At 75.7% G+C, this 23,524-nt stretch carries 24 protein-coding genes; 14 read left to right on the top strand and 10 right to left on the bottom strand.

All coding sequences use genetic code 11. From position 1 onward, the window contains the following. Positions 1–188: 188 nt before the first annotated feature. Positions 189–794, bottom strand: a complete 606-nt coding sequence (locus KVT14_RS16500) for a flavodoxin family protein (RefSeq protein ID WP_217616659.1) — start codon at positions 792–794, stop codon at positions 189–191. 217 nt (positions 795–1,011) lie between these two features. Further along, positions 1,012–2,628: a malate dehydrogenase (quinone) gene (gene mqo, locus KVT14_RS16495; RefSeq protein ID WP_308161127.1), complete on the bottom strand. Its 1,617-nt coding sequence runs from the start codon at positions 2,626–2,628 to the stop codon at positions 1,012–1,014. Positions 2,629–2,758: 130 nt separating this feature from the next. Between mqo and KVT14_RS16490 the strand changes: the two genes are divergently transcribed. From KVT14_RS16490 to KVT14_RS16475, 4 genes are read left to right on the top strand one after another with little or no spacing between them, the layout of a single operon-like run. Further along, positions 2,759–2,953 carry a hypothetical protein gene (locus tag KVT14_RS16490; protein WP_217616658.1) on the top strand — a complete coding sequence of 65 codons (195 nt, stop codon included), beginning with the start codon at positions 2,759–2,761 and terminating at the stop codon, positions 2,951–2,953. Continuing rightward, positions 2,950–3,480 carry a hypothetical protein gene (locus KVT14_RS23505; RefSeq protein ID WP_217616657.1) on the top strand — a complete coding sequence of 177 codons (531 nt, stop codon included), beginning with the start codon at positions 2,950–2,952 and terminating at the stop codon, positions 3,478–3,480. Before KVT14_RS16490 ends, KVT14_RS23505 begins: the two co-directional genes overlap by 4 nt. Then, a complete protein-coding gene (locus KVT14_RS16480; RefSeq protein WP_217616656.1) occupies positions 3,477–4,508 on the top strand; it encodes an NAD-dependent epimerase/dehydratase family protein in 1,032 nt (343 codons plus the stop codon). The genes KVT14_RS23505 and KVT14_RS16480 overlap by 4 nt, the downstream gene beginning before the upstream one ends. 44 nt (positions 4,509–4,552) lie before the next feature. After that, positions 4,553–5,062 carry a DsbA family protein gene (locus KVT14_RS16475; RefSeq protein WP_217616655.1) on the top strand — a complete coding sequence of 170 codons (510 nt, stop codon included), beginning with the start codon at positions 4,553–4,555 and terminating at the stop codon, positions 5,060–5,062. A gap of 81 nt (positions 5,063–5,143) precedes the next feature. Here KVT14_RS16475 and nhaA read toward each other — a convergent pair whose 3' ends face one another. After that, positions 5,144–6,529, bottom strand: coding sequence for a Na+/H+ antiporter NhaA (gene nhaA / locus KVT14_RS16470; protein ID WP_217616654.1), 1,386 nt, complete (start codon positions 6,527–6,529; stop codon positions 5,144–5,146). Between the two features lie 213 nt (positions 6,530–6,742). Between nhaA and KVT14_RS16465 the strand changes: the two genes are divergently transcribed. After that, the gene (locus KVT14_RS16465; RefSeq protein ID WP_217616653.1) at positions 6,743–7,597 is read left to right on the top strand and encodes an SDR family oxidoreductase; all 855 of its coding nucleotides are present in this window, start codon (positions 6,743–6,745) and stop codon (positions 7,595–7,597) included. 110 nt (positions 7,598–7,707) lie between these two features. On the opposite strand, the gene KVT14_RS16460 is transcribed toward KVT14_RS16465, so the two are convergent. From KVT14_RS16460 to KVT14_RS16450, 3 genes are read right to left on the bottom strand one after another with little or no spacing between them, the layout of a single operon-like run. Then, positions 7,708–8,154: an HIT family protein gene (locus KVT14_RS16460; protein ID WP_217616652.1), complete on the bottom strand. Its 447-nt coding sequence runs from the start codon at positions 8,152–8,154 to the stop codon at positions 7,708–7,710. Positions 8,155–8,192: 38 nt separating this feature from the next. Further along, positions 8,193–8,771: a DUF1697 domain-containing protein gene (locus KVT14_RS16455; protein ID WP_217616651.1), complete on the bottom strand. Its 579-nt coding sequence runs from the start codon at positions 8,769–8,771 to the stop codon at positions 8,193–8,195. 26 nt (positions 8,772–8,797) lie between these two features. Further along, the gene (locus KVT14_RS16450) at positions 8,798–9,361 is read right to left on the bottom strand and encodes an NYN domain-containing protein (RefSeq protein ID WP_166940816.1); all 564 of its coding nucleotides are present in this window, start codon (positions 9,359–9,361) and stop codon (positions 8,798–8,800) included. Between the two features lie 107 nt (positions 9,362–9,468). Between KVT14_RS16450 and KVT14_RS16445 the strand changes: the two genes are divergently transcribed. The 9 genes from KVT14_RS16445 to hemQ all read left to right on the top strand — a co-directional run bounded on the left by KVT14_RS16445 (position 9,469) and on the right by hemQ (position 19,237). Beyond that, a complete protein-coding gene (locus tag KVT14_RS16445; RefSeq protein WP_217616650.1) occupies positions 9,469–10,011 on the top strand; it encodes a MarR family winged helix-turn-helix transcriptional regulator in 543 nt (180 codons plus the stop codon). Between the two features lie 148 nt (positions 10,012–10,159). Continuing rightward, positions 10,160–10,675 (top strand): flavodoxin domain-containing protein, encoded by a 516-nt coding sequence (locus KVT14_RS16440; protein ID WP_217616649.1) that lies wholly within the window; start codon positions 10,160–10,162, stop codon positions 10,673–10,675. A 57-nt stretch (positions 10,676–10,732) separates the two neighbouring features. Beyond that, positions 10,733–11,743 (top strand): LacI family DNA-binding transcriptional regulator, encoded by a 1,011-nt coding sequence (locus KVT14_RS16435; RefSeq protein ID WP_217616648.1) that lies wholly within the window; start codon positions 10,733–10,735, stop codon positions 11,741–11,743. A gap of 384 nt (positions 11,744–12,127) precedes the next feature. Continuing rightward, positions 12,128–13,783 (top strand): glycoside hydrolase family 13 protein, encoded by a 1,656-nt coding sequence (locus KVT14_RS16430; protein ID WP_217616647.1) that lies wholly within the window; start codon positions 12,128–12,130, stop codon positions 13,781–13,783. A 41-nt stretch (positions 13,784–13,824) separates the two neighbouring features. After that, positions 13,825–15,219: an ABC transporter substrate-binding protein gene (locus KVT14_RS16425; RefSeq protein WP_217616646.1), complete on the top strand. Its 1,395-nt coding sequence runs from the start codon at positions 13,825–13,827 to the stop codon at positions 15,217–15,219. 1 nt (position 15,220) lies between these two features. Beyond that, positions 15,221–16,150 carry a carbohydrate ABC transporter permease gene (locus KVT14_RS16420; RefSeq protein WP_217616645.1) on the top strand — a complete coding sequence of 310 codons (930 nt, stop codon included), beginning with the start codon at positions 15,221–15,223 and terminating at the stop codon, positions 16,148–16,150. Next, positions 16,147–17,175 (top strand): carbohydrate ABC transporter permease, encoded by a 1,029-nt coding sequence (locus KVT14_RS16415; protein ID WP_217616644.1) that lies wholly within the window; start codon positions 16,147–16,149, stop codon positions 17,173–17,175. The genes KVT14_RS16420 and KVT14_RS16415 overlap by 4 nt, the downstream gene beginning before the upstream one ends. A gap of 125 nt (positions 17,176–17,300) precedes the next feature. Then, entirely contained in the window at positions 17,301–18,503 is a 1,203-nt protein-coding gene (locus KVT14_RS16410; protein ID WP_217616643.1) for a ferrochelatase, read from the top strand. Beyond that, positions 18,500–19,237 carry a hydrogen peroxide-dependent heme synthase gene (gene hemQ / locus KVT14_RS16405; protein WP_217616642.1) on the top strand — a complete coding sequence of 246 codons (738 nt, stop codon included), beginning with the start codon at positions 18,500–18,502 and terminating at the stop codon, positions 19,235–19,237. The genes KVT14_RS16410 and hemQ overlap by 4 nt, the downstream gene beginning before the upstream one ends. A gap of 13 nt (positions 19,238–19,250) precedes the next feature. Here hemQ and KVT14_RS16400 read toward each other — a convergent pair whose 3' ends face one another. The 4 genes from KVT14_RS16400 to KVT14_RS16385 form a co-directional block, all read right to left on the bottom strand. Next, positions 19,251–19,727 carry an META domain-containing protein gene (locus KVT14_RS16400; RefSeq protein WP_217616641.1) on the bottom strand — a complete coding sequence of 159 codons (477 nt, stop codon included), beginning with the start codon at positions 19,725–19,727 and terminating at the stop codon, positions 19,251–19,253. 164 nt (positions 19,728–19,891) lie between these two features. Beyond that, positions 19,892–20,956 carry an LLM class flavin-dependent oxidoreductase gene (locus KVT14_RS16395; RefSeq protein ID WP_308161126.1) on the bottom strand — a complete coding sequence of 355 codons (1,065 nt, stop codon included), beginning with the start codon at positions 20,954–20,956 and terminating at the stop codon, positions 19,892–19,894. Between the two features lie 79 nt (positions 20,957–21,035). Continuing rightward, positions 21,036–22,340, bottom strand: coding sequence for a Glu/Leu/Phe/Val dehydrogenase (locus tag KVT14_RS16390; protein ID WP_217616640.1), 1,305 nt, complete (start codon positions 22,338–22,340; stop codon positions 21,036–21,038). Between the two features lie 130 nt (positions 22,341–22,470). Beyond that, positions 22,471–23,524 (bottom strand): M15 family metallopeptidase (locus KVT14_RS16385; protein ID WP_217616639.1); only part of this gene is annotated, 1,054 nt, incomplete at its 5' end.

The following is a 23,524-nucleotide window of genomic DNA, read 5'->3' as shown; positions in this document are numbered from 1 at the left end:
CCGGCGCGCGGCGGCACCGTCCGAGCCCGCAGGGGGCGGCTCGGCCGGGACCGCCGCACCCGATCGGCCCCCGGGAGCAGCGCTCCCGGGGGCCGTTGCGGTTGCGCGCGCGGATGCGCGGGGGTGACAAAGGCCGGCGGGGCCGCCGATGAGGCGGCCGGTGCACGGCCGTGACGGACGCCGCCGCGTCAGGACGCGGGCGGGCCGAGCGGGGTCGCGGCCAGCGCGCGGGCCACGCCCACCAGGTTCTGCGCCATCGCGCGCCCCGTCGAGCGGCTCCACTCGTGGCCCTCGTCGGTGCCGGAGTAGTCCGGCCCCGGGCCCGGCCCGCGGTTCCAGTAGGTCCAGCCCTGCGGTGCGACGGTGAAGCCGATGTCCACCAGCCCGCCGGCGATCTCGGAGATGACGTGGTGCGCGCCGTCCTCGTTGCCGGTGACGACAACCCCCGCGACCCGGTTGTAGGCCACCGGGCGGCCGGCGCCGTCCGTCTCGGAGATCATCGCGTCCATCCGCTCCAGCATCCTCTGGGCGATCGACGACGGGTGGCCGACCCAGGTCGGCGTGGCGACGACCAGGATCTCGGCGTCGAGCACTACGCGACGCACCGCCGGCCACTCGTCGGTGCCGCCCAGGTCGGACTCGACCCCGGGCGGGATGTCGTGATCGGCCAGCCGGATGGTGCTGACCTCGACGCCGTGGCCCTCCAGGGCCTCGACGACGACGCGCGCGAGCTGCTCGGTGTTCGACGGCTGCGGCGACGGCTTCAGCGTGCAGTTCAGGACGACGGCTCTCATGGCCCCCACGCTCCTCCGCCGCCGGGGATCCGGCGACCCGGCCGCGCGCTCGGCCGTCGACCCGCCCCGCGCCGACCCACCCCGCGCCGGCGGGAGCGCGCGGGGCGCGTTCGGTGCCTGTCGCCGCGTTCGGTGCCTGGGGCCACCGAACTCGGCCGGGACCACCGAACTCGGGGGAGGGCTCCGGGCCGGGCGGGGCGCCCGAGCTCGCGCGGGGTCAGGCGACCGGGGTGTCCCGGCGGCGGGGGAGGGTCGGGCGCGCCGGGCGGCGGCCCGCGGCCCGCGGGGAGGCATCCCGCGGCTCCGGGCCCGGCTCGTGGCCGACGCCCGGGTTCGAGCCGTCCGGGCGCGCCGGGTCCTCGGTCTCCAGGTCCGGGTCGGCGTCCGGGGCCTCGCCGGCACCCGGAGCGGCCGCCGTCGAGCCCTCGGCCAGCTGCGGCATCATCTCCTCGAGCCGCGGCCGCCAACCGGCGTACCGCTCGGGGAAGCACCGGCGCAGCAGGTCGATCATCGCGGACGCCGCGGTGGACGCTCCGGGCGAGGCGCCGAGCAGGCCCGCGATCGACCCGTCGGCGGCGGTGATCAGCTCGGTGCCGAACTCCAGCACGCCGCCGCCCTTGCCGCGCTTGATCACCTGCACGCGCTGGCCGGCGGTGATGAGCTCCCAGTCGCGCTCGCGCGCCGTCGGCATGAACCCGCGCAGCGTGCGCATCCGGGCGTCGCGGGTGGCCAGCACCTCGCTGATGAGGTACTTCAGCAGGTCGAGGTTGTGCAGGCCGACCGCGACCAGCGGGATCAGGTTGCCGGGCCGGACGGTGCGGACCAGGTCGGTCCACGAGCCGGCCTTGAGGAACTTCATGCTCCAGCCGGCGTACGGGCCGAACAGCAGCGCGGGGTCGCCCTGCACCACGCGCGTGTCGAGGTGCGGGACCGACATGGGCGGGGAGCCGACGGCGGCCTTGCCGTAGACCTTGCCGCGGTGCCGCTCGACGAGCGCCGGGTCGGTGGTGCGGAGGAACTGGCCGCTGATCGGGAAGCCGCCGTAGCCCCTGATCTCCGGGATGCCGGCGTCCTGGAGCAGGCGCAGCGCGCCGCCGCCGGCGCCGATGAACACGAACCGCGCGTCGAGCGTCGACCGCTTCGGGCTGGCGTTCCACGCCCGGTCGACCAGGTGCAGCCGCCAGCCGCCGCCGCGGCGCCGGCTGATCCGCCGGACCTCGTGCTGCAGCCGGACCCGGGCGCCGCGGGCGACCAGGTCGTCGACCATGCGCCGGGCGAGGGTGCCGAAGTCGACGTCGAGGCCGTCGAGGGCGCGGGTCGCGGCCACGGGCTCGTCGGGGTCGCGGTCGGCCATGATCAGCGGGGTCCAGGACGCGATGGTCGCGGGGTCCTCGGTGTACTCGAGGTGCGCGAACCGGGGGTGCGCGGTCAGCGCGGCGTGCCGGCGGCGGAGGTAGTCCACGTCGTCGGCGCCCCGGACGAACGTCAGGTGCGGGACGGCGGACCGGAACGAGTCGTCGGGCAGCCGGCCCTCGTCGCGCAGGTGGTCCCACAGCTGGCAGGACAGCGCGAACTGCTCGTTGATCGTCACCGCCTTGGCGATGTCGACGGTGCCGTCGGCGCGCTCGGGGGTGTAGTTCAGCTCGCAGAGCGCGGCGTGCCCGGTGCCGGCGTTGTTCCAGGCGTCCGTGCTCTCCAGGGCGATCCCGTCCAGCCGCTCGACGATCTCGATCCGCCAGGACGGCTCGAGCTCGGAGAGCAGGGTGGCGAGCGTGGCGGACATGATCCCGCCACCGACCAGGACGACATCGACCGGCTCGACAGTTGAGGGCACGACTCGATGGTAACCAGCGCACGCGGTGCTCGGTGCACCAGATCCACGCACCGGGCACCAGGGACGATCGTCCCTGGGGTCGAGACGCTCTCGGGGTGCGAGGTCCGGGGCCTGGTGCCAGCGTGGGCCCATGAGCACCGACGACACCACGCAGAACGGCTACGACCCCGCCGAGGACCCGGACACCGACCCGGAGATGCTCAACCCGCGCACCGGGACGCAGGCCTCCGGCGGCGACGAGGGCGACGCCGACCCCGACGCGGACCCGGACAACCTGAACCCGCGCACCGACGGCGCGGACGGCGGCGGCGCCGGGACCCCGTGAGGCGGCTCGACCGCACGCTGCTCGACTCCTACCTCGGCGACCACCTCGCCGGGGCGGAGGGCGGCAGCGCGCGGTTCGGCCGGATGGCCCAGGCCTACGCGGACACCCCGCTGGGTCCGGCGCTCGCGCGGATCGCGCAGGAGGTCACCGACGAGCGCGAGTGGCTGCGCGACACCTCCTACCGGCTCGACGTGCGGCCGTCGGTGGTCAAGCGCGTCGGCCTCGCGGTCGTCGAGCGCGCGGGTCGGCTGAAGCCCAACGGCCGGCTGACCGACCAGTCCCCGCTCACCGCCGTGCTGGAGCTGGACCTGATGCGCGGCGCCGTCATCGCCAAGCGCGGCCTGTGGGAGACGCTGCACATCTGGGCCGACGACCTGGGGCTCGACCCGGCGCAGCTGCAGCGCCTGCTGGACCAGGCCGACGAGCAGATCGCGACGCTGACCCGGCTCGGGCAGGTCGCCCGCGAGCAGGCGTTCGCGGAGGACGGCGAGCCGGGCGAGCCGGCCGGGACCGGGGAGGTGCGGTGAAGGTCGTCGTCATCGGGGCCAGCGGCAACGTCGGCACCGCCGTGCTGCGCCGGCTGCGCGACGACCCGACCGTGACGGCGCTGGTCGGCGTCGCCCGGCGCACGCCGCGCCGGACGCCCCCGCCGCCGTACGACACCACCGACTGGCACGCCGTCGACATCGGCGCGCCCGGCCCGGACGGCCCGGTCGTCGAGCGGCTGCGCCGGGTGTTCGCCGGCGCCGACGCGGTCGTCAACCTCGCGTGGCTGATCCAGCCGAGCCACGACCGCGACCAGCTCCGCCGGGTCAACGTCGACGGGATGCGCCGGGTGCTCGGCGCGGTGGTCGACGCGAGCGTGCCGCACCTGGTCGTCGCCTCGTCGGTCGGGGCGTACAGCCCGTCGTACTCCGACGAGCCCCGGGACGAGGAGTGGGACACCGGCGGGATCCGGTCGTCCGACTACAGCGTCGACAAGGTCGCGGTCGAGCGGCTGCTGGACGAGGCCGAGCTGCGGTACCCGACCCTGACGATCGCGCGGCTGCGCCCGGCGCTGGTCTTCCAGCACGCCGCGGGGCACGAGATCACGCGGTACTTCCTCGGGCCCTTCGTGCCGGCGGGGCTGCTCGACAACCGGCTGCCGGTGCTGCCGTGGCCCGCGGGGTTCCGGCTGCAGGCGGTGCACGCCGACGACCTCGCCGACGCGTACCGCGAGGCGGTCGTCCGGCAGGCGCGCGGGCCGTACAACGTGGCCGGGCCGGGGATCATCCGGGCCGCCGACGTGGCCGACGTCGTGTCGCGGGGCCGGTGGCGGGAGGTGCCGCACGCCCCGGTGCGCACGGCGCTGTCCCTCGCGTGGCACGCGCGGCTGGCCCCGGTCGGGCCCGGGTGGTTCGACATGGGCGCGTCGGCGCCGGTCCTCGACACGACCCGCGCCGAGCGGCAGCTGGGGTTCCACCCGCGGTACACCGGGGTGCAGGCGATGCGGCAGCTGGTCGCGGGGATCGCGCGCGGGGCGGGGACGGCGAGCCCGCCGATGCGGCCGCGCTGAGGCGCCCGCCGAGGTCGGTGGCGGGCGTCGGGCATGCTGGGGGCATGTCCGACGCCCCCCGGCTCGTCCTCGGCGACCTCGCCGCGCCCGTCACGATCACCGAGTACGGCGACCTCGAGTGCCCGTACTGCCGGGACGCCGAGCCGGTGCTCCGGCAGCTGGTCGAGGAGTCCGACGGCGGGGTGCGGCTGGTCTGGCGGCACTTCCCGCTGTTCCAGGTGCACCCGCACGCGCTGATCGCGGCGCTCGCGGCCGAGGCCGCCGCGGAGCAGGGACTGTTCTGGGAGATGCAGCGGCTGCTGTTCGCGCAGCAGGACCGGCTGACCGAGCCCGACCTCCGCGCGGTCGGCGCGCGCCTCGGCCTCGACCCGGCGACCGTCGCGGGCGAGGGCGCCCAGCCGTACGCCGACCTGGTCGAGGCGGACTACGTCGGCGGTCTCGGGCTCGGGGTGCGCGGGACGCCGACGCTGCTGGTCCAGGGGGAGCGGTACCGGGGCCCGGTCGAGCTGCCCGCGCTGCGCGCGGCGGTCGCGGCGGCGGTGCCGGCGCGCTGACGCCGCGCGCCCGCGGAACCCCACCCCTTCCTCGCGTCGACCCCGATCGATCGGGGGCCGACGCGAGGAAGGGGGTGGGGATCAGGACCCGGCGACCCAGGGTCGCGGCGGCAGCCCGGCGGGCAGCTCGTCTCCCGGTGAGCACAGCGGCAGCCGGTCGCCGAGGACCCGCAGCAGCACCGTGCCCAGCACCGCCGCGATGAGCGAGCCCGCGAGGATGCCGATCTTCGCCTGCTCGACGAGCTCGCCCTCGAACGCCAGCTCGGCGATGAACAGCGAGATGGTGAACCCGATCCCGGCGAGCACCGCGCCGCCGAGCAGGTGGCCCCACCGCACCCGCCCGGGCAGCCGCCCGAGCCCGGTGCGGATGGCGAGCGTCGCGGCCCCGGTGATGCCGATCGTGTTGCCGGCCACCAGCGCCACCGCCACGCCGATCGTCACGCTCGACGTCGCCGCCGCGCGCAGCGCCTCCGGGTCGAGCCGCACGCCCGCGTTGGCCAGGCCGAACACCGGCACGATCACGAACGCCGACCACGGGTGCAGCAGCCGCTGCAGCCGCTCGCCGGCGGGCACCGTCGCGCGCGCCGCGAGCTCGGCCAGGTGCTCGGTGTCCGCGGTCGGCTCGGCGACCAGCCCGTCGGTCCAGCGCGGCACCTGCTCGACGTGGTCCCGGGACATCGGCCGCGACGGCAGCAGCAGGCCGACCAGCACGCCCGCGAGCGTCGCGTGCACGCCCGAGGCGTTCACCGCGAACCACAGGGCGACGCCGATGAGGGCGTACGGCGTCAGCCGCCAGACGCCGAGCCACCGCAGGACGAGCAGCCCCAGCACCAGCACCCCGGCGACGGCGAGCGCCGCGACGTCGACGCCGTCGTTGTAGAACACCGCCATCACCGTGATCGCGCCGATGTCGTCGACGATCGCCAGCGTCAGCAGGAACAGCCGCAGCCGGTCCGGGCAGGCCGGGCCGAACAGCGCGAGGATGCCGACCAGGAACGCAGTGTCGGTCGACATGACGACGCCCCAGCCGTGCGCGGCCTCGGTGCCCGCGTTGAACAGCAGGTAGATGACGGCCGGGACCGCCAGGCCGCCCAGGGCGCCGAGCGCCGGCACCGCGACGGTCCGGCGGTCCCGCAGCTCGCCGCTGGTGATCTCCCGGTTGATCTCGAGGCCGACCACGCAGAAGAACACCGCCATCGCGGCGTCGTTCACCCAGTGGTGCAGGCTCAGGTCGATCCCGAACGAGCCCAGGTGGAAGCCGGCCGACGTCGACCACAGCGCGTCGTACGCGTCCGAGAGGGGCGAGTTCGCCCACACGAGCGCGAGCACGGTCGCCCCGAGCAGGAAGACGGCGCTGCCGGCCTCGGTCGCGAGGAAGTCGCGCACCGAGGGGCTGACGGAGGGCAGGCGGACCCGCAGCGGCGGGCCGGGAACGGCACGGGTGGGCTCGGCGGCGTCCGTGGCCACGGGCGGCTCCCCTCGCGGTCGGTGACGGGCGGCTGACTCCGGGGCCGGATCCGGCCCCGACGTCGGACAACGCGGTGGGCAGCGCCAGTATGCCGACCCGGGGTCGTCCGGCGGGAGAGGGCGGGCGGGACCGGGCCGATGACGGGCGGCGACGGGGCGGCGGCGCGGCGGGGACGGGACGGCGGCGCGGCGCCGATGGGCGACGATGGGGGCATGACGACCTCCGACGCCGCCACGCCCGCCGCCGCCCCCGCCCCCCGCACCGCCCTCGTCACCGGCGCGGGCCGGGGCATCGGCCGCGGCCTCGCGCTCGGCCTGGTCCGCGCCGGGTGGGACGTCGCGCTCGCCGGCCGCACCCGCGCGCACCTCGACGCCGTCGCCGAGGAGGCCCGGGCCGCCCGCCCCGGTGCCCGGGTCGTGGTCGAGGCCGTCGACGTGGTGGACCGCGACGCCGTCGCCGCGGCGGTCGCGCGGGTCGAGGAGGCGTTCGCGGACCTCGGCGGGCTGGGCCTGCTCGTCAACAACGCCGGGGTCATCGAGCGGGCCGAGGTCGACCTGGTCGCCGACGACGTCGAGGACGTGTGGCGCGTGATCGAGACGAACGTGCGCGGCCCCCTGCTGCTGGCGCACGCGGTGCTGCCGGGCATGCTGGCGCGCGGCTCCGGGCACGTGGTGAACATCAACTCCGGCTCGGGGCACCGGCCGTCGGGCGTGTACACGGGCTACGGCATCAGCAAGGGCGCGCTCGCGCGGCTCACCACGATGCTCGACGCGCAGTACGCCGACCGGGGCGTCACGGTGCTCGACGTCGCGCCGGGCGTCGTCGTCACCGACATGACCCAGGCGATGCCGCTGCACGACGACCGCACCGAGTGGACGCCGGTCGAGGCGACGGTGGAGCTGGTGGACGCATTCGGCTCAGGGCGGCTGGACACGCTGCACGGCCGGTTCGTGCGCGCGGGCACGGACACCCCGGAGAGCCTGGCCGCGCTGGCGGACCGGATCGTGGCGGCCGACGCGCGCACGCTGCGCCTGGCCCCCTACGGCGCGGACGACCCGGTCGCCTGACGCCTCCGTTCCCGGCCCCCTCACCACCCCCCGGGGTGGAAACGGGTGGAGCGTTCTGCCCGACACGCCGGCGCGTGTCGGGCAGAACGCTCCACTCGAGGCGGCCGGGGTCAGAGGGCCGGGGAGCCCAGGCTCGCCGGGACGTGCGCGGCCTCGCCCGCGGACCGCAGGGCGTCGCGGAGGCGCTCGGCCGCCGCGTCCAGCTGGTCGGCCGGGACGTCGTGGCGGGCGTTCGCGAAGCTCAGCTCGCCCTCGCCCCACGCCGGCAGCACGTGCAGGTGCAGGTGCGGCACCTCGAACCCGGCCACCAGCAGCGCGGCGCGCGGCGCGTCCCACGCGGCCTGCTGCGCCCGGCCGATCGCCTTCGCGACGACCGTCAGGTGCGCGAGCAGGTCGTCGTCGGCCTCGGTGAACGACGCCACCTCGGCGCGAGGCACCACGAGCACGTGGCCGTCGGTGATCGGGGCGATCGTGCCGAACGCCACCGCGCGGTCGTCGGCCCAGACGAACCGGCCGGGGATCTCGCCGTCGATGATGCGGGTGAACAGGGTCGTCATGCGGCCCACGGTAGCGAGGCCGCGCGGGCGCCGCGGTCTCAGGCGGCGAGCTTCTCCTGCAGCGCCAGCACCGTGCGCCAGTTCCGGGCGGTCCCCGTCCGCCCCGACATCCGGTCGAGCACCCCGGCGGTGACCTTCGACCGGCCGATGCCGTCCGGGTAGTGCACGTACCCCGCGCTGCCACGCCAGGTCCCGCGCTCGCGGCCGTAGGAGGACAGGTCCATCCGGCCGTCGGCGCGCGCCGGGCCGTCGAGGAACACCACGACGAGGTGGGACGGGTCGCTGGCGGCCGGCCCGGGGTACGGGTTGGCCGCCACCAGGTCGTCGACCTGCGCCCGGGTCCGGACGGTGAGCGCGAGCGGGCGCCCGAGCCGCTCGCGCAGGCCGCTCGTCAGGGCCGCGGCCAGCCCCTCGGCGTCGCCGGGGGAGCCCGTGGCGGGCACCAGCAGCAGGTTGCCGGTGGTCAGGTGCGTCGCCACGTCGCCGTGCCCGAGGTCGGCCGCCGCGGCGCGCAGGTCGGCCATGGGCAGCGCGGACGTGCCGCCGACGTTCACGGCGCGCAGCAGCACGAGCACCCGCTCGCCGGGCGGGACGGGGTCGGTCTCCGCGGTCGCCATGGCCCCACTCTGCCCGCCCGGAGGCGTCAGAGGTAGCGCAGCGGGTCGAACTCGTCGAGCGGGATGATCCGCAGCCGCGGCAGGGTGACGTTGAAGGCCTTGACGTCGGTCTCCAGGTCGAACGCCTGCAGCCCGCGGTCGGCGAGGTGGCTCAGCGCGGTGCTGGTGAACTCGCGGAACGCGAGCAGCCCGACGCGGCGGTCGCCGCCGAGCAGCGCCTCGATCTCGGGGGCGAAGTCGCCGTCGTGCGAGGCGAGCAGGACGTCGCCCTGCCGGTCGGCCAGCGCCTCCAGCGTGCGCTTGATGCCGATGTCGACGACCTTGCCCTCGCCGGCCAGCGGGATCGGCTGGTACCCGATCGCGAGCAGCGCCTGCACGAACGACATGGGCAGCGTGCCGCTGGTGGCGTTGAGGAAGAACAGGCCGCGCGGCTGCTGGCCCCAGGTGCGGTGCGCGAACTCCAGCACGCGCTCCCAGCGGGGTCGCTGCTCCGGCGTCGGCCGGCCGTTGAGGATCGAGGAGCCGAGGGTCGCGTCGATGTTCTCGCCGTCGACCAGCACGTACGTCGAGCGGACGCCGTCGTTCTGCATCGGGCCAGACTAGCCGCGCCGCCGGGTGCCGCCGCGGGAACACCGCCGTGACCGCCGGGGTTGGGTGGGGGTAGATGCGAACGCATGGACCGGCGGACGGAGCGGCGATGACGGTGCAGGAGACGGCGGCGGCCCCGGGGCCCGCGGCCGGAGCGGTGGACGTGCGGGCCGCGGCGGTCGCCTGGGAGGAGCTGTTCCGCGCCCAGGTCGCGATCATGCGCCGGCTGCAGCGCGACCCGATCTGGGACCGCATCACGCTGCGGGAGTACGACGTCCTGTTCACGCTGTCCCGCGCGCCGCAGGGCCTGCGGCTGCGCGACCTGGGGGAGTCGAGCCTGCTCAGCCAGCCGAGCCTGAGCCGGATGGTCGAGCGACTCGAGGAGGCCGGCTGGGTGCGGCGCGCCCCGGCGGCGGGCGACGGTCGTGGCGTCGTCGTCGGGCTCACGGCGGCAGGAGCGGCGCTGCAGAAGGAGGTCGGCCGGCGGCACGTCCAGGCCATCGCGCACTACGTCGGCGGGGCCCTGGACCCGCAGCAGCTCGCGGCGCTCACGGACGTGGCCGGCGCGCTCCGGGCGGGGCAGCCGGCCATCCCGGACCTCGACCGCGGCGACGACGCCGCAGGTCACGACGCGGACGCGGGTGCGCCGTGACGCCGCCTCCCAGGCCACGGGCCGGCGGCCGGGGGGACCTCCGGCCCACGACGGGGCCCGGTCCGCGACGGACCATGGATGTCGGCGGGTCCGGGCCGGGAGGGGGTCGGACGCGACCGCCGCGACCCAGCCGTTGGAGGGCAGAGCGATGAACGTCCTGGTGACGGTGGCCTCGCGCCACGGTGCCACCGCGGAGATCGGCTCGGCCGTCGCGGACGTGCTGCGGGCCGACGGGCACGTGGTCGACGAGGCCGCGCCGGAGGACGTCGTCGACGTCGACGGGTACGACGCGGTCGTGCTCGGCTCGGCGGTGTACACGGCGCACTGGATGCCGTCGGCGCGCGACCTGGCCGCGCGGCTCGCGGGCGACCTGCGGCGGCGGCACGTCTGGGTGTTCTCCTCGGGCCTCGCCACGCAGCCCGCGGCGCGCGCGAACAGCCCGCACGAGCTGCTCGCGCTCATGCAGGACGTCGGGGCGGTGGGGCACCGGGCGTTCGCCGGGCGGCTGCTGCGCAGCGAGCTCGCGTTCGCGGAGCGGGCCATCATCGCCGGCGCCCGCGCCAAGGAGGGCGACCACCGGGACTTCGACGCGGTCCGGACCTGGGCCCGGGACATCGCCGGGCAGCTGCGGGCGCTCGCCCCGCGGGAGGCGGCCAGCGCGTGACGACGCGGCGCGGATCGTTGCAAGCCGCTTGCGCGATCGAGTCGTAGACTTGCGAGCATGGCTGGACGGCTCGCGGAGGTCGCGCAGAAGGTCGGGGTGTCCGAGGCGACGGTGAGCCGCGTGCTCAACGGCCGCACCGGGGTGTCCGAGCAGACGCGCCAGGCGGTGCTGACCGCGCTGGACGTGCTCGGCTACGAGCGGCCCACCAAGCTGCGCGGCGAGCGCGCCCGCCTCGTCGGCCTCGTGCTGCCCGAGCTGCAGAACCCGATCTTCCCGGCGTTCGCCGAGGTGGTCGGCGGCGCGCTCGCGCAGCAGGGCTACACGCCGGTGCTCTGCACGCAGACCGCAGGCGGCGTCTCGGAAGCCGACTACGTCGACCTGCTGCTCACCCAGCAGGTGTCGGGGATCGTGTTCGCCGGCGGCAACTTCGCCCAGCGCGGCGCCGACCACGACCACTACGCGCTGCTCGCGGACCGCGGCCTGCCCGTCGTGCTCATCAACGCCTCGATCGAGGAGCTGCCGTTCCCGCGGGTGTCCTGCGACGACGAGGTGGCGGTCGAGCAGGCCGTCGGGCACCTGGCGTCGCTCGGGCACACCCGCATCGGGCTCGTGCTGGGACCGGTCGACCACGTCCCCTCCGAGCGCAAGCTGCACGCCGCCCGCGCCGCCGCCGCCCGCCTCGGCGTGGAGCTCGCGGACGACGCGATCGCCCGCAGCGCCTACTCGCTCGAGAGCGGGCAGGCCGCGGCGACCCGGCTGCTCCGGCAGGGGCTGACCGGGCTGGTGTGCGCGAGCGACCCGCTGGCCCTCGGGGCGATCCGGGCCGCGCGGCGCGCCGGCCTGCGGGTGCCGGAGGACGTGTCGGTGGTGGGGTACGACGACTCGCTGTTCATGAACTGCACCGAGCCGCCGCTGACCACCGTGCGGCAGCCGATCGAGCCGATGGGGCGGGCGGCGATCGACCTGCTCGTCGGCCTGATCGGCGGGCACCCGGTGTCGACGGACGAGCTGCTGTTCGAGCCGGAGCTCGTGGTCCGCGGCAGCACCGCCCCGGCCCCGGGCGCCTGACCCGCCGGGGTCGTCTGCGCCGACCGACCGCGCCGCCCCGACCCGCCCCGACCCGCCCCTCCGCCCGCGCGGCCGCGCGCCCGGCGCGCCGGACGCCGCTCGCACGCCCGCACGTCCCGAGCCGCCTGACCGGGCATCGGGTCGCTCCGAGCCCACGAGTTCGGTGCCTGTCGCCGAGTTCGGTGCCAGCACCCACCGAACCGGGCTGCACCCACCGAACCGGGTGCGCCGCCGCGCTCCCGGCGCCCCCGCACACCGTCGCGCCCGCGTGTCGCGTTTCGATAACGCTGCTGTCGACTTCTTGCGCGAGAGCCGTCGCCGGATTTAGTGTCCCTGCTACGCGGTCACCGACGACCGCGGACCGGCCGAGAGCAGAGGCACGCCGTGGTGCATCCCCCGAGCGACGACCCCACCTGGTGGCGGGACGCCGTGATCTACGAGGTCTACGTCCGCTCGTTCGCGGACGGCGACGGCGACGGCACCGGCGACCTCGCGGGCGTCCGCAGCCGGCTGCCGTACCTGCGGGACCTCGGGGTCGACGCGCTGTGGTTCACGCCCTGGTACGCGTCGCCGATGGCCGACGGGGGCTACGACGTCGCCGACTACCGCGCGATCGACCCGGCGTTCGGCACCCTCGCCGAGGCGGAGGCGCTGATCGCCGAGGCCCTGGCGCTCGGCATCCGGACGATCGTCGACGTCGTCCCGAACCACGTCTCGGACCAGCACCCGTGGTTCCGCGCCGCGCTCGCCGCGGGCCCGGGCTCCCCGGAGCGCGAGCGGTTCTGGTTCCACCCGGGCACCGGCCCGGACGGCGCGGGCATCCCGACGCACTGGGAGTCGAGCTTCGGCGGCGAGACCTGGACGCGGACGACGAACCCGGACGGCACGCCGGGGGAGTGGTACCTGCACCTGTTCACCGCGCAGCAGCCGGACCTGAACTGGACCCACCCGGACGTCTGGGCCGAGCACGAGGACGTGCTGCGGTTCTGGTTCGACCGGGGCGTCGCGGGCGTGCGGGTCGACTCGGCCGCGCTGCTGGTCAAGGACCCGGCGCTGCCGGAGCTCCCGGCCCCCGGCACGGCGACGAGCCCCGGCGGGCACCCGCACCTCGACCGCGACGAGCTGCACGACGTCTACCGCGCCTGGCGCAAGGTCGCCGACTCCTACGCCGGCACCCGGGTGCTGGTCGGGGAGGTGTGGCTGGACGACGCCGAGCGGTTCGCGGCCTACCTGCGCCCCGACGAGATGCACACCGCGTTCAACTTCGACGTGATGGCCCAGCCGTGGGACGCCGCCGCGCTCCGGGCGTCGGTCGACCGCACGCTGGCCGCGCACCGCGACGTCGGCGCCCCGGCCACCTGGGTGCTGTCGAACCACGACGTGACCCGCCCGGTGACGCGGTACGGCCGGGCGGACTCGTCGTTCGCGTTCGCCGCCAAGCGCGCGGGGACGCCGACCGACCTCGACCTCGGGACCCGCCGGGCCCGGGCGGCCGCGCTGCTCACCGCCGCGCTGCCGGGCTCGCTGTACCTGTACCAGGGGGACGAGCTCGGGCTGCCCGAGGTCGAGGACCTCCCGCCCGAGGCGGTGCAGGACCCGATGCACGAGCGGTCCGGCGGGGTGGACCCCGGGAGGGACGGCTGCCGGGTGCCGCTGCCGTGGTGGGGCGACCGGCCGCCGTACGGTTTCTCGCCCGGAGGGCTCGACGGGGCGACCGCCGGCCCGTGGCTCCCGCAGCCCGCCGGCTGGGCCGACCGGACCGTCGCGGCCCAGGAGGCCGACCCCGGCTCGATGCTCCGGCTGTACCGCGCCGCGCTCGCCCTGCGCCGCGCGGAGCCCGGCCTCGGCGACGGCGACCTGCGCTGGCTCGACGCCGGCCCGGGCGTGCTGGCCTTCGCCCGCGGCGACGTGCTGTGCGTCGTCAACCTGTCCGCCGGCCCGGTCCCGCTGCCCCCGCACCGCGGCGTGCTGCTGGCCAGCGGCCCCACCGACGGCACCGCGCTCGACCCCGACACCGCGGCCTGGCTCCGCGCCGCCTGACCACCCACCACCCACCGCACCACCCGACCCGAGGAGTGACGATGAGGTCCTCACGCACGACGGCGCTCGCCCTGACCGGCGCGCTGTCCTTCACCCTGCTCGCCGCGTGCAGCAGCGGCTCCGACGACGCCGGCGAGGGCGACGGCACGTCGGGCGGCAAGACCGTCCTGCGGGTCGTGTCCCTGCTGCCCGGCTCGGAGCAGGAGGCGTTCGACGCCTTCGACGAGCAGGTCGCCCAGTTCGAGGAGGCGAACCCGGACATCGACGTGCAGCCCGAGGAGTACGAGTGGAAGGCGACGACGTTCGCCGCCCAGCTCGCCGGCGGCACGCTGCCCGACGTGTTCGAGATCCCGTTCACCGACGGCAAGACGCTGATCGAGAACGGCCAGCTCGCCGACATCGACGCGCAGGTCCAGGCGCTGCCCTACGCCGACGACTTCAACCCGAACGTCCTGGAAGCCGGCACCGGCGCCGACGGCAAGGTGTACGCGATCCCGGCCAAGTCGGTCTACGGCATCGGCCTGCACTACAACCGGGCGCTGTTCGAGCAGGCGGGCCTCGACCCCGACGACCCGCCGACCACCTGGGACGAGGTGCGCGCGGACGCCAAGGCGATCGCCGACGCCACCGGCCAGGCGGGCTACGCCACGATGACGCAGAACAACACGGGCGGCTGGCAGCTCACCGTCGCGACGTACGCCCGTGGGGGCCGTGTCCAGGAGACGAACGACGACGGCACCTACACCGCCACGCTGGACAACGACGGCACGAAGGAGGCCCTGGAGTACCTGCACGACCTGCGCTGGGAGGACAACTCCATGGGCGCGAACTTCCTGCTGGACTGGTCGTCGATCAACCAGGCGTTCGCGGCGGGCCAGGTCGGCATGTACACCTCGGGTTCGGACGTCTACACCTCGCTGGTGCAGACGAACGCGATCAACCCCGACGACTACGGCCTGACCGCCGTGCCGCTCGAGGGCGACGACGCGGGCGTGCTCGGCGGCGGGACGCTCGCCGCGGTCAGCACCTCGGCCTCCGAGGCGCAGAAGGAGGCCGCCGTGAAGTGGATCGACTTCTACTACCTGCGCAAGCTCACCGACCAGGACGCCGCGGTGAAGGACGCCGAGACGCTCGTGGCCTCGGACCAGCCGGTCGGCACCCCGGTGCTGCCGATCTTCAGCCAGGAGCAGTACGACGAGTCGCAGACCTGGATCGCCGACCTGGTGAACGTGCCGCTCGACCAGATGACCGGGTTCACCGACGTCATCTTCGACCAGCCCCTGGTCCCGGAGCCGGCCGGCTCGACCCAGGAGCTGTACGGCGCCCTGGACACGGTGGTCCAGGCGGTGCTGACCGACGAGGACGCCGACATCGACGCGCTGCTGGAGCAGGCGGACGCGGACGTGCAGGCGATCCTCGACAAGAACGCGGGCTGACGTGGCCCTGACCCACGAGGCTCGTGCCACCTCGCCGCGGCGGACCCCTCTCACCTGGGTCCGCCGCGGCGGGCTGAGCACGCTCGTCTTCGCGCTGCCGCTGCTGGTGGTGTTCGGGCTGTTCTCCTGGCTGCCGATCGGCAAGGCCGTGGTGATGAGCCTCCAGGAGACCAACCTGGTCACGACCGCCTGGGTCGGCCTGGACAACTTCCGCACGGTGCTCGCCGACCCGCTGCTGGCCACCGCGGTCGGCAACACGCTGTGGTTCGCGGCGCTGGCCCTGCTCTTCGGCTACCCGGTGCCGCTGCTGGCCGCCGTCCTGATGAGCGAGGTCCGCCGGGCCAAGGGCCTGTACAGCGCGCTGGCGTACCTGCCCGTGGTGGTGCCGCCCGTCGTCGCCGTGCTGCTGTGGAAGTTCTTCTTCGACGCGCGGCCCGAGGGCGTGTTCAACACGATGCTCGGCTGGGTCGGCGCCGGGCCGGTGCCCTGGCTGCAGGACGCGGACTGGGCGATGCCGTCACTCGTGCTGGAGGCGACCTGGGCCGCGGCCGGCGGGACGATCATCATCTACCTGGCCGCGCTCACGTCGGTGCCGGGGGAGCTGTACGACGCCGCCGAGGTCGACGGGGCGTCGGTCTGGCGCAAGGTCTGGCACGTGACGATGCCGCAGCTGCGCGGCGTCCTGCTCATCACGTTCATCCTGCAGATCATCGGGACCGCGCAGGTCTTCCTGGAGCCGTACCTGTTCACCGACGGCGGGCCGGCGAACGCGACGATCACGGTGCTGCTGCTCGTCTACCGGTACGCGTTCGGGCAGAGCCTCGGCGGCGACTACGGGGCGGCGACCGCGCTGAGCCTCATGCTCGCCGCGGTGCTGGCCGTGCTGTCCGTCGTGTACTTCCGCCTCACCCGGTCCTGGAGCCAGACATGACGACGTCGACGAGTCCCGCCGGTCCGACCACGGCGGCCGACGTCGCCGCGGCGGAGGTCGCTGCGGGGGCGGCGGCCTCCCCGGCGGACCCGGGCGGCCCCCGCCGCGGACCGCGCCTCGGCCGCCGCTCCGGGACCCGCCCCGACGAGGCCGACCGGGGCGCCCTGTCGCCTGCCGACTGGCGCCGGCCGCTGGTCCGCCGGTCGATGCGGCTCTCGCACGGCGTGCTGCTCGCGCTGCTCGTGCTGTGCGGCCTGGGCCCGCTGGTCCTGCTCGCCAAGTTCGCGGTCACCCCGACCCAGGACATCCTGCGCACGCCGCTGGCCGTGTTCCCGAACGGCGTCGCCTGGGACAACCTGTCGGCCGCGTGGAACGACGTGCAGGTCAGCCGGTACTTCCTCAACACGGTGGTGCTCGCCGCGGGGGCGTGGGCCAGCCAGGTCCTGGTCGCGACCACCGGCGGCTACCTGCTGTCGGTGCTCCGGCCGCGGTACGCGAAGGTCGTGCAGGCGGCGGTGCTGGCGACGCTGTTCGTGCCGGCCGTCGTGCTGCTGGTACCGCTGTACCTGGTGATCCTCGACCCGCCCCTGCTCGGCCGGTCGCTGATGAACTCGTACTGGGCGGTCTGGCTGCCGGCGGGGGCGAGCGCGTTCAACGTGCTGCTGATGCAGCGGTTCTTCGACAGCCTGCCGCGGGAGGTGTTCGAGGCCGCACGGGTCGACGGGGCCGGGCCGTTCCGGCTGTTCTGGTCGATCGTGCTGCCGATGAGCCGGCCGATCCTCGGCGTGGTGTCGGTGTTCGCGATCATCGCGTCGTGGAAGGACTTCCTGTGGCCGCTGCTCGTGCTGCGGGACCCGGACATCCAGCCGCTCTCGGTGCGGCTGCCGTCGCTGCAGGCCACCACCGACCTCGGGGTGCTGATGGCGGCGCTGGCGATCTCGACGCTGATCCCGGTGCTGCTGTTCCTGGTGTTCCAGCGGCTGTTCCTGCGGGGCGCGGGGCTGGGTGGGGCGGTGAAGGGGTGACGCCCGCGCCCGGCGCGGCGCCCGCCCGCGCCGCCCCGCGATCTGACGCGCCGTCGTATCAAGATCACGCCTGAGTGGTCCGCCTCCCGGCGGGCGGGTGCGGGGGCCGATGGGATGATGAGGCGGTGTCTTCCCCCACCGTGACGGCGTCGTCGCTCGCACCGTACGACGCCCTCCTCCTCCTCTCGTTCGGCGGCCCGGAGAAGCCCGAGGACGTCCTGCCGTTCATGCGCAACGTGACCCGCGGCAAGGGCATCCCCGAGGAGCGCCTGGTCGAGGTCAGCCAGCACTACGCGCTCTTCGGCGGCCGCAGCCCGATCAACGACCAGAACCGCGAGCTGCTCGCCGCCCTGCGAGCCGAGCTCGACGCCCGTGGCATCGACACCCCGCTCGCGTGGGGCAACCGCAACTGGGAGCCGTACACCGACGGCGCCCTGGCGGACCTGCGCGAGCGCGGCACGTCCCGCGTGCTCGCGGTCGTCACCAGCGCCTACGGCTCGTACTCCGGCTGCCGGCAGTACCGCGAGCACGTCGCCGCGGCGCTCGCAGGCGTGGCGGGGGAGGCGGACGGCTGCGCCGACGCCGAGGCCGCCGCGGGCGTCCAGGTCGACAAGCTGCGGCACTACTTCAACCACCCGGGGTTCGTGCGCGCGAACGCCGACGCCGTGGTCGAGGCGTTCACCGAGCTGGCCGCCCAGGTCGGCCGGCCGGTCGCCGAGGTGGCGGCCGAGGCGCCGCTGCTGTTCGTCACGCACTCGATCCCGCTCGCGATGGAGGCCGGCTCCGCCGCCGCGCGCCCGGGCTACCTGGCCCAGCACCAGGACGCGTGCCGCGAGGTGGCGCAGCTCGTGGCCGCCGACCTCGGTGTGTCGCCGGACTGGAGCCTGGCGTTCTGCTCGCGCTCCGGCCCGCCCTCGCAGCCGTGGCTGGAGCCCGACATCAACGACGTGCTCGCCGAGCGCGCCGAGGCCGGCACCACCGCGGTCGTCATGTCGCCGATCGGCTTCGTGTCCGACCACATGGAGGTCGCCTACGACCTCGACACCGAGGCGATGGCCACCGCGAAGGACCTGGGCGTCGCCGCGGTGCGCGCCGGGTCCGCGTCCACCCGGGCGCCGTTCGTCGCGGGGCTGGTCGACCTGATGCTCGAGCGCGCTGCCGCCGAGCGCGGCGAGGACCCCGAGCGGGTGACGGTCGGCGTGCTCGGCGCCTGGCCCGACCGGTGCGCCGTCGGCTGCTGCTTCCAGCGCGCCGGCGTCGACACGGGCCTGCCCACGATCAACCAGCAGCGAGCGGACGACACCAGCGAGGGAGCAGCAGCACGATGAGCACCACGACGCCGCCGGCCGGCGGGCACAGCACCGAGGTCGCCGACGAGATCAACGCCTCGATCCGGTACGCGATGTACGCGGTGTTCGAGACCACCGAGCCGCTGCCGGCCGACGGTGTCGAGCGCAAGCGCGTCGTCGAGGAGGCGCTCGCCGCGCTGACCGGCCCCGACGCCCCCGAGGGCCTCGTCGTCCGCGGCTGGTACGACGTCGCCGGCCTGCGCGCCGACGCGGACCTCATGGTCTGGTGGTGGGCCCCGACGATCGAGGCCGTGCAGCAGGCGTTCCACCGGCTGCGCGCCAGCGAGCTCGGCGCGCACCTGCTGCCGGTGTGGTCCGTCGCGGCGATGCACCGCCCCGCCGAGTTCAACCGCGGGCACGTCCCGGCGTTCCTCGCCGGCGAGGAGCCGCGCGACTACCTGTGCGTGTACCCGTTCGTGCGGTCCTACGAGTGGTACCTGCTGTCCGACGAGGAGCGCCGCGAGCTGCTCCGCGAGCACGGCCACGCCGCCCGCGACTACGCCGACGTCCGCGCCAACACGCTGTCGTCGTTCGCGCTCGGCGACTACGAGTGGATCCTCGGGTTCGAGGCCGACGAGCTGCACCGCATCGTCGACCTCATGCGCGACCTGCGCGCGACCGGCGCCCGCCGGCACGTGCGCGAGGAGGTGCCGTTCTACACCGGACCGCGCGTCGAGCTCGCGGACTGGGCGGAGCGGCAGCCGCGCGCCTGACCGGGCGCGTCGACTAGACGGACTCCTCGGCGGGGGCGGGCAGCAGGCGGCTGACCCGCCCCTCGCCGTCGACGAGCACCAGGGCGCCGTCCGCGACCGTTGCGCGCACGGGGTGGGCCAGCAGGTCGAGCACCGCCCGCTCCCGGGCCATGTGCTCGGGCGTGCCGGCCATGAGCGTGGTCACCATCGGCCCGAACGTGAGCGTGCCGGTGCGGGTGCCGGGGGCGGGGTCGTCGGGCTCCACTCCGCCCGGGTCGGCGGGCGCGGGCCGGCCCGGATCGGCGTCGTCGGGCGCGGGCCCGTCCGGGTCGGCGTCGCCACCGTCCGGGGCGAACGACCAGGTGCCGCGCAGCCGGTTGACGCCGCCGGTGCCGTAGACCTGGCCGTCCCCGGAGAACGTCAGCGCCGGGTGCGCGCGCTCCGGCCCGTCGTCGAGCGGCACGCCCGCGACCTCGGTGAACCGCCACGTGCGCCCGACGACCTCGTCCATGGGGCCGATCCTGCCACCGCGCGCCGCACCGCGCGCCCGCCGCGTCGGCGCGCCGTGTCGCGTGGGATCGTCCCGCCTACGGTCTCCGGCTTCGCCGCCTCCGACCGGAGGTGGCGAGGCCGGAGATCGTAGGTGGCGTGCACCCGGGCTGCCGCGCGGCGCGGTCACCAGGCGGCGGCCAGGGCCTCCAGGGTCGCGATGCGGTCCTCGACCGCGTGGGTGGTCGCCGTGACGATCAGCTCGTCCGCGCCGGTGCGCTCCACGAGCTCGCGCAGGGCGGCCGCGGCCGGCTGCGCCGTGGTCGCGATCTGCGTGCCCGCCACCTTCGCGAAGAACTCCGCGGCCTGCACCGGGTCGAGGTCCGCGAGCAGCTTCTCGGCGTCCTCCGGCGTCTCGATCGGCGCGAGCGCGCCCCGGCTCCGCAGCCGCAGCGCCATGACCTTCGACGGCCCGGCGAGCCACTGCGCCCGCTCCTCCGACTCGGCCACGATCACCGACGCCGACACCATGAGGTGCGGGGCGTCCAGCACCTCGGACGGGCGGAACGCCGAGCGGTACACCTCGGCGGCCGTGGTCGTGATGCCGGTGCCGAAGTGGTGCGCGTAGGAGAACGGCAGGCCGAGCTCGCCGGCGAGCTGCGCGCTGAACGTCGACGAGCCCAGCAGCCAGACCTCGGGCGTGCCGGCCGGCACCGGGGTGGCGCGCAGCCGCTGCGCGACGGCGGACGCGGCGCGACCCGAGGGCAGCTGGCCCAGCAGGTGCAGCACGTCCAGCAGCTCGGCGGGGAAGTCCTCGGCGCCCAGGCCCTCGACGGTGCGGCGCAGCGCGGCGGCGGTCATCGGGTCGGCGCCCGGCGCGCGCCCGATGCCCAGGTCGACCCGGCCCGGGTGCAGCGCCTCCAGCATCGCGAACTGCTCGGCGATCACCAGCGGCGGGTGGTTCGGCAGCATGACACCGCCCGAGCCGACCCGGATGCGGTCGGTCGACGCGGCGAGGTGCGCGAGCAGCACGCCGGGGGAGGTCGACGCGACCGCGGGCATGCTGTGGTGCTCGGCGACCCAGAACCGGCGGTAGCCCAGGGCGTCGGCGCGCCGGGCGAGCGCGGTGGAGTCGGCGAGCGCGTCGGCGCTGGTGGCGCCCGTCCCGACGGGGGACAGGTCCAGCACGGACAGGGGGACCTCGGGGCGGACGACGGGCTGGTGCGCGCGGGCGGCGTCGGGGGTGCTCACCTCAGGGGCAACGCGGCCGGCGCCCGGGGACTTCCCGGGGCCGGCCGCGTCCCTCGTCACACGCCTGCCGCGGCGCCGATCAGGGGTACAGCCCCCGGAGCTGGTGCGCCTCGGCCACCCGCCGCACCCCGATCACCAGCGCGGCGTCCCGCAGCGTGATGCCGTCGGCGCGGGCCCGCTGCGCCACGGCGGCGTACGCCGAGCGCATGCGCTGCTCCAGCCGGTCCTCGATCTCGCGCTCGGTCCACCAGTACGCCTGCTGCGCCTGCACCCACTCGAAGTACGACACGACCACGCCGCCGGCGTTCGCGAGGATGTCGGGGACGACGGTGATCCCGCGGTCGGCGAGCACCCGGTCGCCCGCGCTGGTCGTCGGGCCGTTCGCGCCCTCCACCACCCAGCGGGCCTTGACCGCCGCGGCGGCGTCCTCGTCCAGCACGTCCTCGGTGGCCGCGGGGATGAGCACGTCGACGTCGAGCGCCAGCAGCTCCGCGTTCGTCACCGGGTCCGCGCCGGGGAAGTCGACCACCGACCCGGTCTCGGCAACGTGGGTGTGCAGCGCGGCCACGTCCAGGCCCCCCGGGTGGTGCACGCCGCCGTACTGGTCGCTGACGGCGACGACGCGCGCACCGCCCTCCGCGAGGAACCGCGCCGCGTGCGAGCCGACCTTGCCGAAGCCCTGCACCGCGGCCGTCACCTCGGACAGCTCCGTCCCGGCGTCGGCCAGCGCGGCGGCGGTCGCGTGCACGACGCCGCGGGAGGTGGCGGTCGCCCGGCCGAGCGACCCGCCGACGGCGAGCGGCTTGCCGGTGACGACGGCCGGGATCGTGTACCCGGAGTTCACCGAGTACGTGTCCATCACCCAGCTCATCGTCTGCTCGGTCGTGCCGACGTCGGGCGCCATGATGTCCCGCTCCGGGCCGATGATCGGCATCACCTCGGAGGTGTACCGCCGGGTCACGCGCTCGAGCTCGGCGGGGGAGTAGCCGCGCGGGTCGATGGCCACGCCGCCCTTGGCTCCGCCGTACGGCAGCTCGACGACGGCGCACTTCCAGGTCATCCACATCGCCAGCGCCCGGACCTCGTCGATGTCGACGCCCGGCGCGTACCGCAGGCCGCCCTTGCCGGGGCCGCGGGAGATGTTGTGCTGCACCCGGTAGCCGGACAGCAGCTCGATCCGGCCGTCGTCCCGCCGCAGGGGCACGGCGACGTGCAGCTCGCGGCGCGGGGTTGCGAGCATCTGGTGCAGGCCGTCGTCGTACCCGAGCAGGTCGACGGCCGACGACAGCTGGGCGAGCGCCGTCGTCAGGGGGGAGGAGGTGCGCGGGGCGGGCGTCGCGGGGGTGGGCGACGGGGACGTCCCGGTCGGAGCGGTCGCGGTCATGCAGAGGCCTCCTGGGCATCGCGCCCGGCCGTCCGGGCGCGGCCTCGTCGCCGCCCCCGTCGGCGGCGGCCGGGGTACCTCGTCACTGTGCCACAGGACCCCGGGCCCGACCGGTCGACCGGCCCGCGGGTCAGGAGGTGCGGCCCGGGCCATACTCGAAGTGCCAGTACTCCTCGTAGGGCTGGCCCTGCCGGACGCGGGCCGGGGCGTACCAGCCGTAGGTCGGCCCGTTCGCGACCAGCCAGTCGTACCGGGCGGTGCCGAACCCGTAGGTGCCGACCCACTCCTGCACGTCCAGCGCCGTGCCGAGCCCGTGCGACGACGTGCCGGGCGCCGCGGCGAGCCCGCCGAACGCCGCCTTCATCGCCACCTGGTCGTCGTACGACCGGTAGGTGAGGTCCATGTCGAGCGACGCGCCGAACCGGGCCCGGAACGCGTCGTTCAGCGCGGTGAGCGCGTCGGCGGCGTCGCAGCGCAGGTACTGGGCGAACCCCAGCTGGTCGGTGCCCCACGGCACCTGGCACATCTGCGAGGCGGGCATGTGGCCGTTCGAGCCGTCGCCGTCGGCGGTGGGCACCGACGTCACCCACAGCACGTTGCCCTGGCCGTCGACCGGCCGCCCGTCGACCCAGCCCGCGATGCCGGGGTTGCTCGGCGCGCCCGCGGGGGCCCCGCCGGAGCCGGATCCCGCGCCCGCCCGCGCGGCGGCCGCGGCGCCGGCCTCGGCCTGCTCCTGCGCGGCACGGGCGGCCTCCGCGGCGGCGGCCTCTGCTGCGGCCTGCTCGGCGGCGACGCGCGCGGCCTCCTCGGCCTCGGCCTGCTCGCGGGCGACCCGGGCGGCGGCCTCGGTCGACCGGCGGGACGCCTCGGACTCGGCGGTGCGGCGCTGCTCGGACAGGAAGTCGTCCTCGGCGGCGGACAGCTCGGCGGTCAGGCCGATCGCCTCGGCGCGCCGCTCGTCCTCGGCCGCGTGCTCGCGGGCCTCGTGCAGCTGGACGCCGACGATCGCGACCGCCGCGACGAGCACGGCGCTCGTCGCGGCGGCCACCGCCGCCCCGCCGCGCCCGTACCGGCGGGCGGAGGAGGGGCCGGTGGTGACGACGGCGTGCGGGTCGGGGGTGGTCTCTGCGGGGTCGGCCGGCCGCGCGGCCGCGGGCTCGGTGCCGCCCGCGCCGCCCGCGGCC

The organism is Cellulomonas sp. GbtcB1 (genome assembly GCF_019091725.1).
In the GTDB taxonomy this organism is placed as follows: Bacteria; Actinomycetota; Actinomycetes; order Actinomycetales; family Cellulomonadaceae; genus Cellulomonas.
Note: the sequence above shows the minus strand (reverse complement) of the source record. Positions and strands in the feature narration are given on the sequence as shown.

Excerpts from the sequence above, each read along its gene's own strand:
- KVT14_RS16500 (WP_217616659.1), bottom strand. The coding sequence starts at position 794 with ATGAGAGCCGTCGTCCTGAACTGCACGCTGAAGCCGTCGCCGCAGCCG.
- KVT14_RS16490 (WP_217616658.1), top strand. The coding sequence starts at position 2,759 with ATGAGCACCGACGACACCACGCAGAACGGCTACGACCCCGCCGAGGAC.
- KVT14_RS16475 (WP_217616655.1), top strand. The coding sequence starts at position 4,553 with ATGTCCGACGCCCCCCGGCTCGTCCTCGGCGACCTCGCCGCGCCCGTC.
- KVT14_RS16465 (WP_217616653.1), top strand. The coding sequence starts at position 6,743 with ATGACGACCTCCGACGCCGCCACGCCCGCCGCCGCCCCCGCCCCCCGC.
- KVT14_RS16460 (WP_217616652.1), bottom strand. The coding sequence starts at position 8,154 with ATGACGACCCTGTTCACCCGCATCATCGACGGCGAGATCCCCGGCCGG.
- KVT14_RS16455 (WP_217616651.1), bottom strand. The coding sequence starts at position 8,771 with ATGGCGACCGCGGAGACCGACCCCGTCCCGCCCGGCGAGCGGGTGCTC.
- KVT14_RS16450 (WP_166940816.1), bottom strand. The coding sequence starts at position 9,361 with ATGCAGAACGACGGCGTCCGCTCGACGTACGTGCTGGTCGACGGCGAG.
- KVT14_RS16445 (WP_217616650.1), top strand. The coding sequence starts at position 9,469 with ATGACGGTGCAGGAGACGGCGGCGGCCCCGGGGCCCGCGGCCGGAGCG.
- KVT14_RS16440 (WP_217616649.1), top strand. The coding sequence starts at position 10,160 with ATGAACGTCCTGGTGACGGTGGCCTCGCGCCACGGTGCCACCGCGGAG.
- KVT14_RS16435 (WP_217616648.1), top strand. The coding sequence starts at position 10,733 with ATGGCTGGACGGCTCGCGGAGGTCGCGCAGAAGGTCGGGGTGTCCGAG.
- KVT14_RS16425 (WP_217616646.1), top strand. The coding sequence starts at position 13,825 with ATGAGGTCCTCACGCACGACGGCGCTCGCCCTGACCGGCGCGCTGTCC.
- KVT14_RS16415 (WP_217616644.1), top strand. The coding sequence starts at position 16,147 with ATGACGACGTCGACGAGTCCCGCCGGTCCGACCACGGCGGCCGACGTC.
- hemQ (WP_217616642.1), top strand. The coding sequence starts at position 18,500 with ATGAGCACCACGACGCCGCCGGCCGGCGGGCACAGCACCGAGGTCGCC.
- KVT14_RS16400 (WP_217616641.1), bottom strand. The coding sequence starts at position 19,727 with ATGGACGAGGTCGTCGGGCGCACGTGGCGGTTCACCGAGGTCGCGGGC.
- KVT14_RS16390 (WP_217616640.1), bottom strand. The coding sequence starts at position 22,340 with ATGACCGCGACCGCTCCGACCGGGACGTCCCCGTCGCCCACCCCCGCG.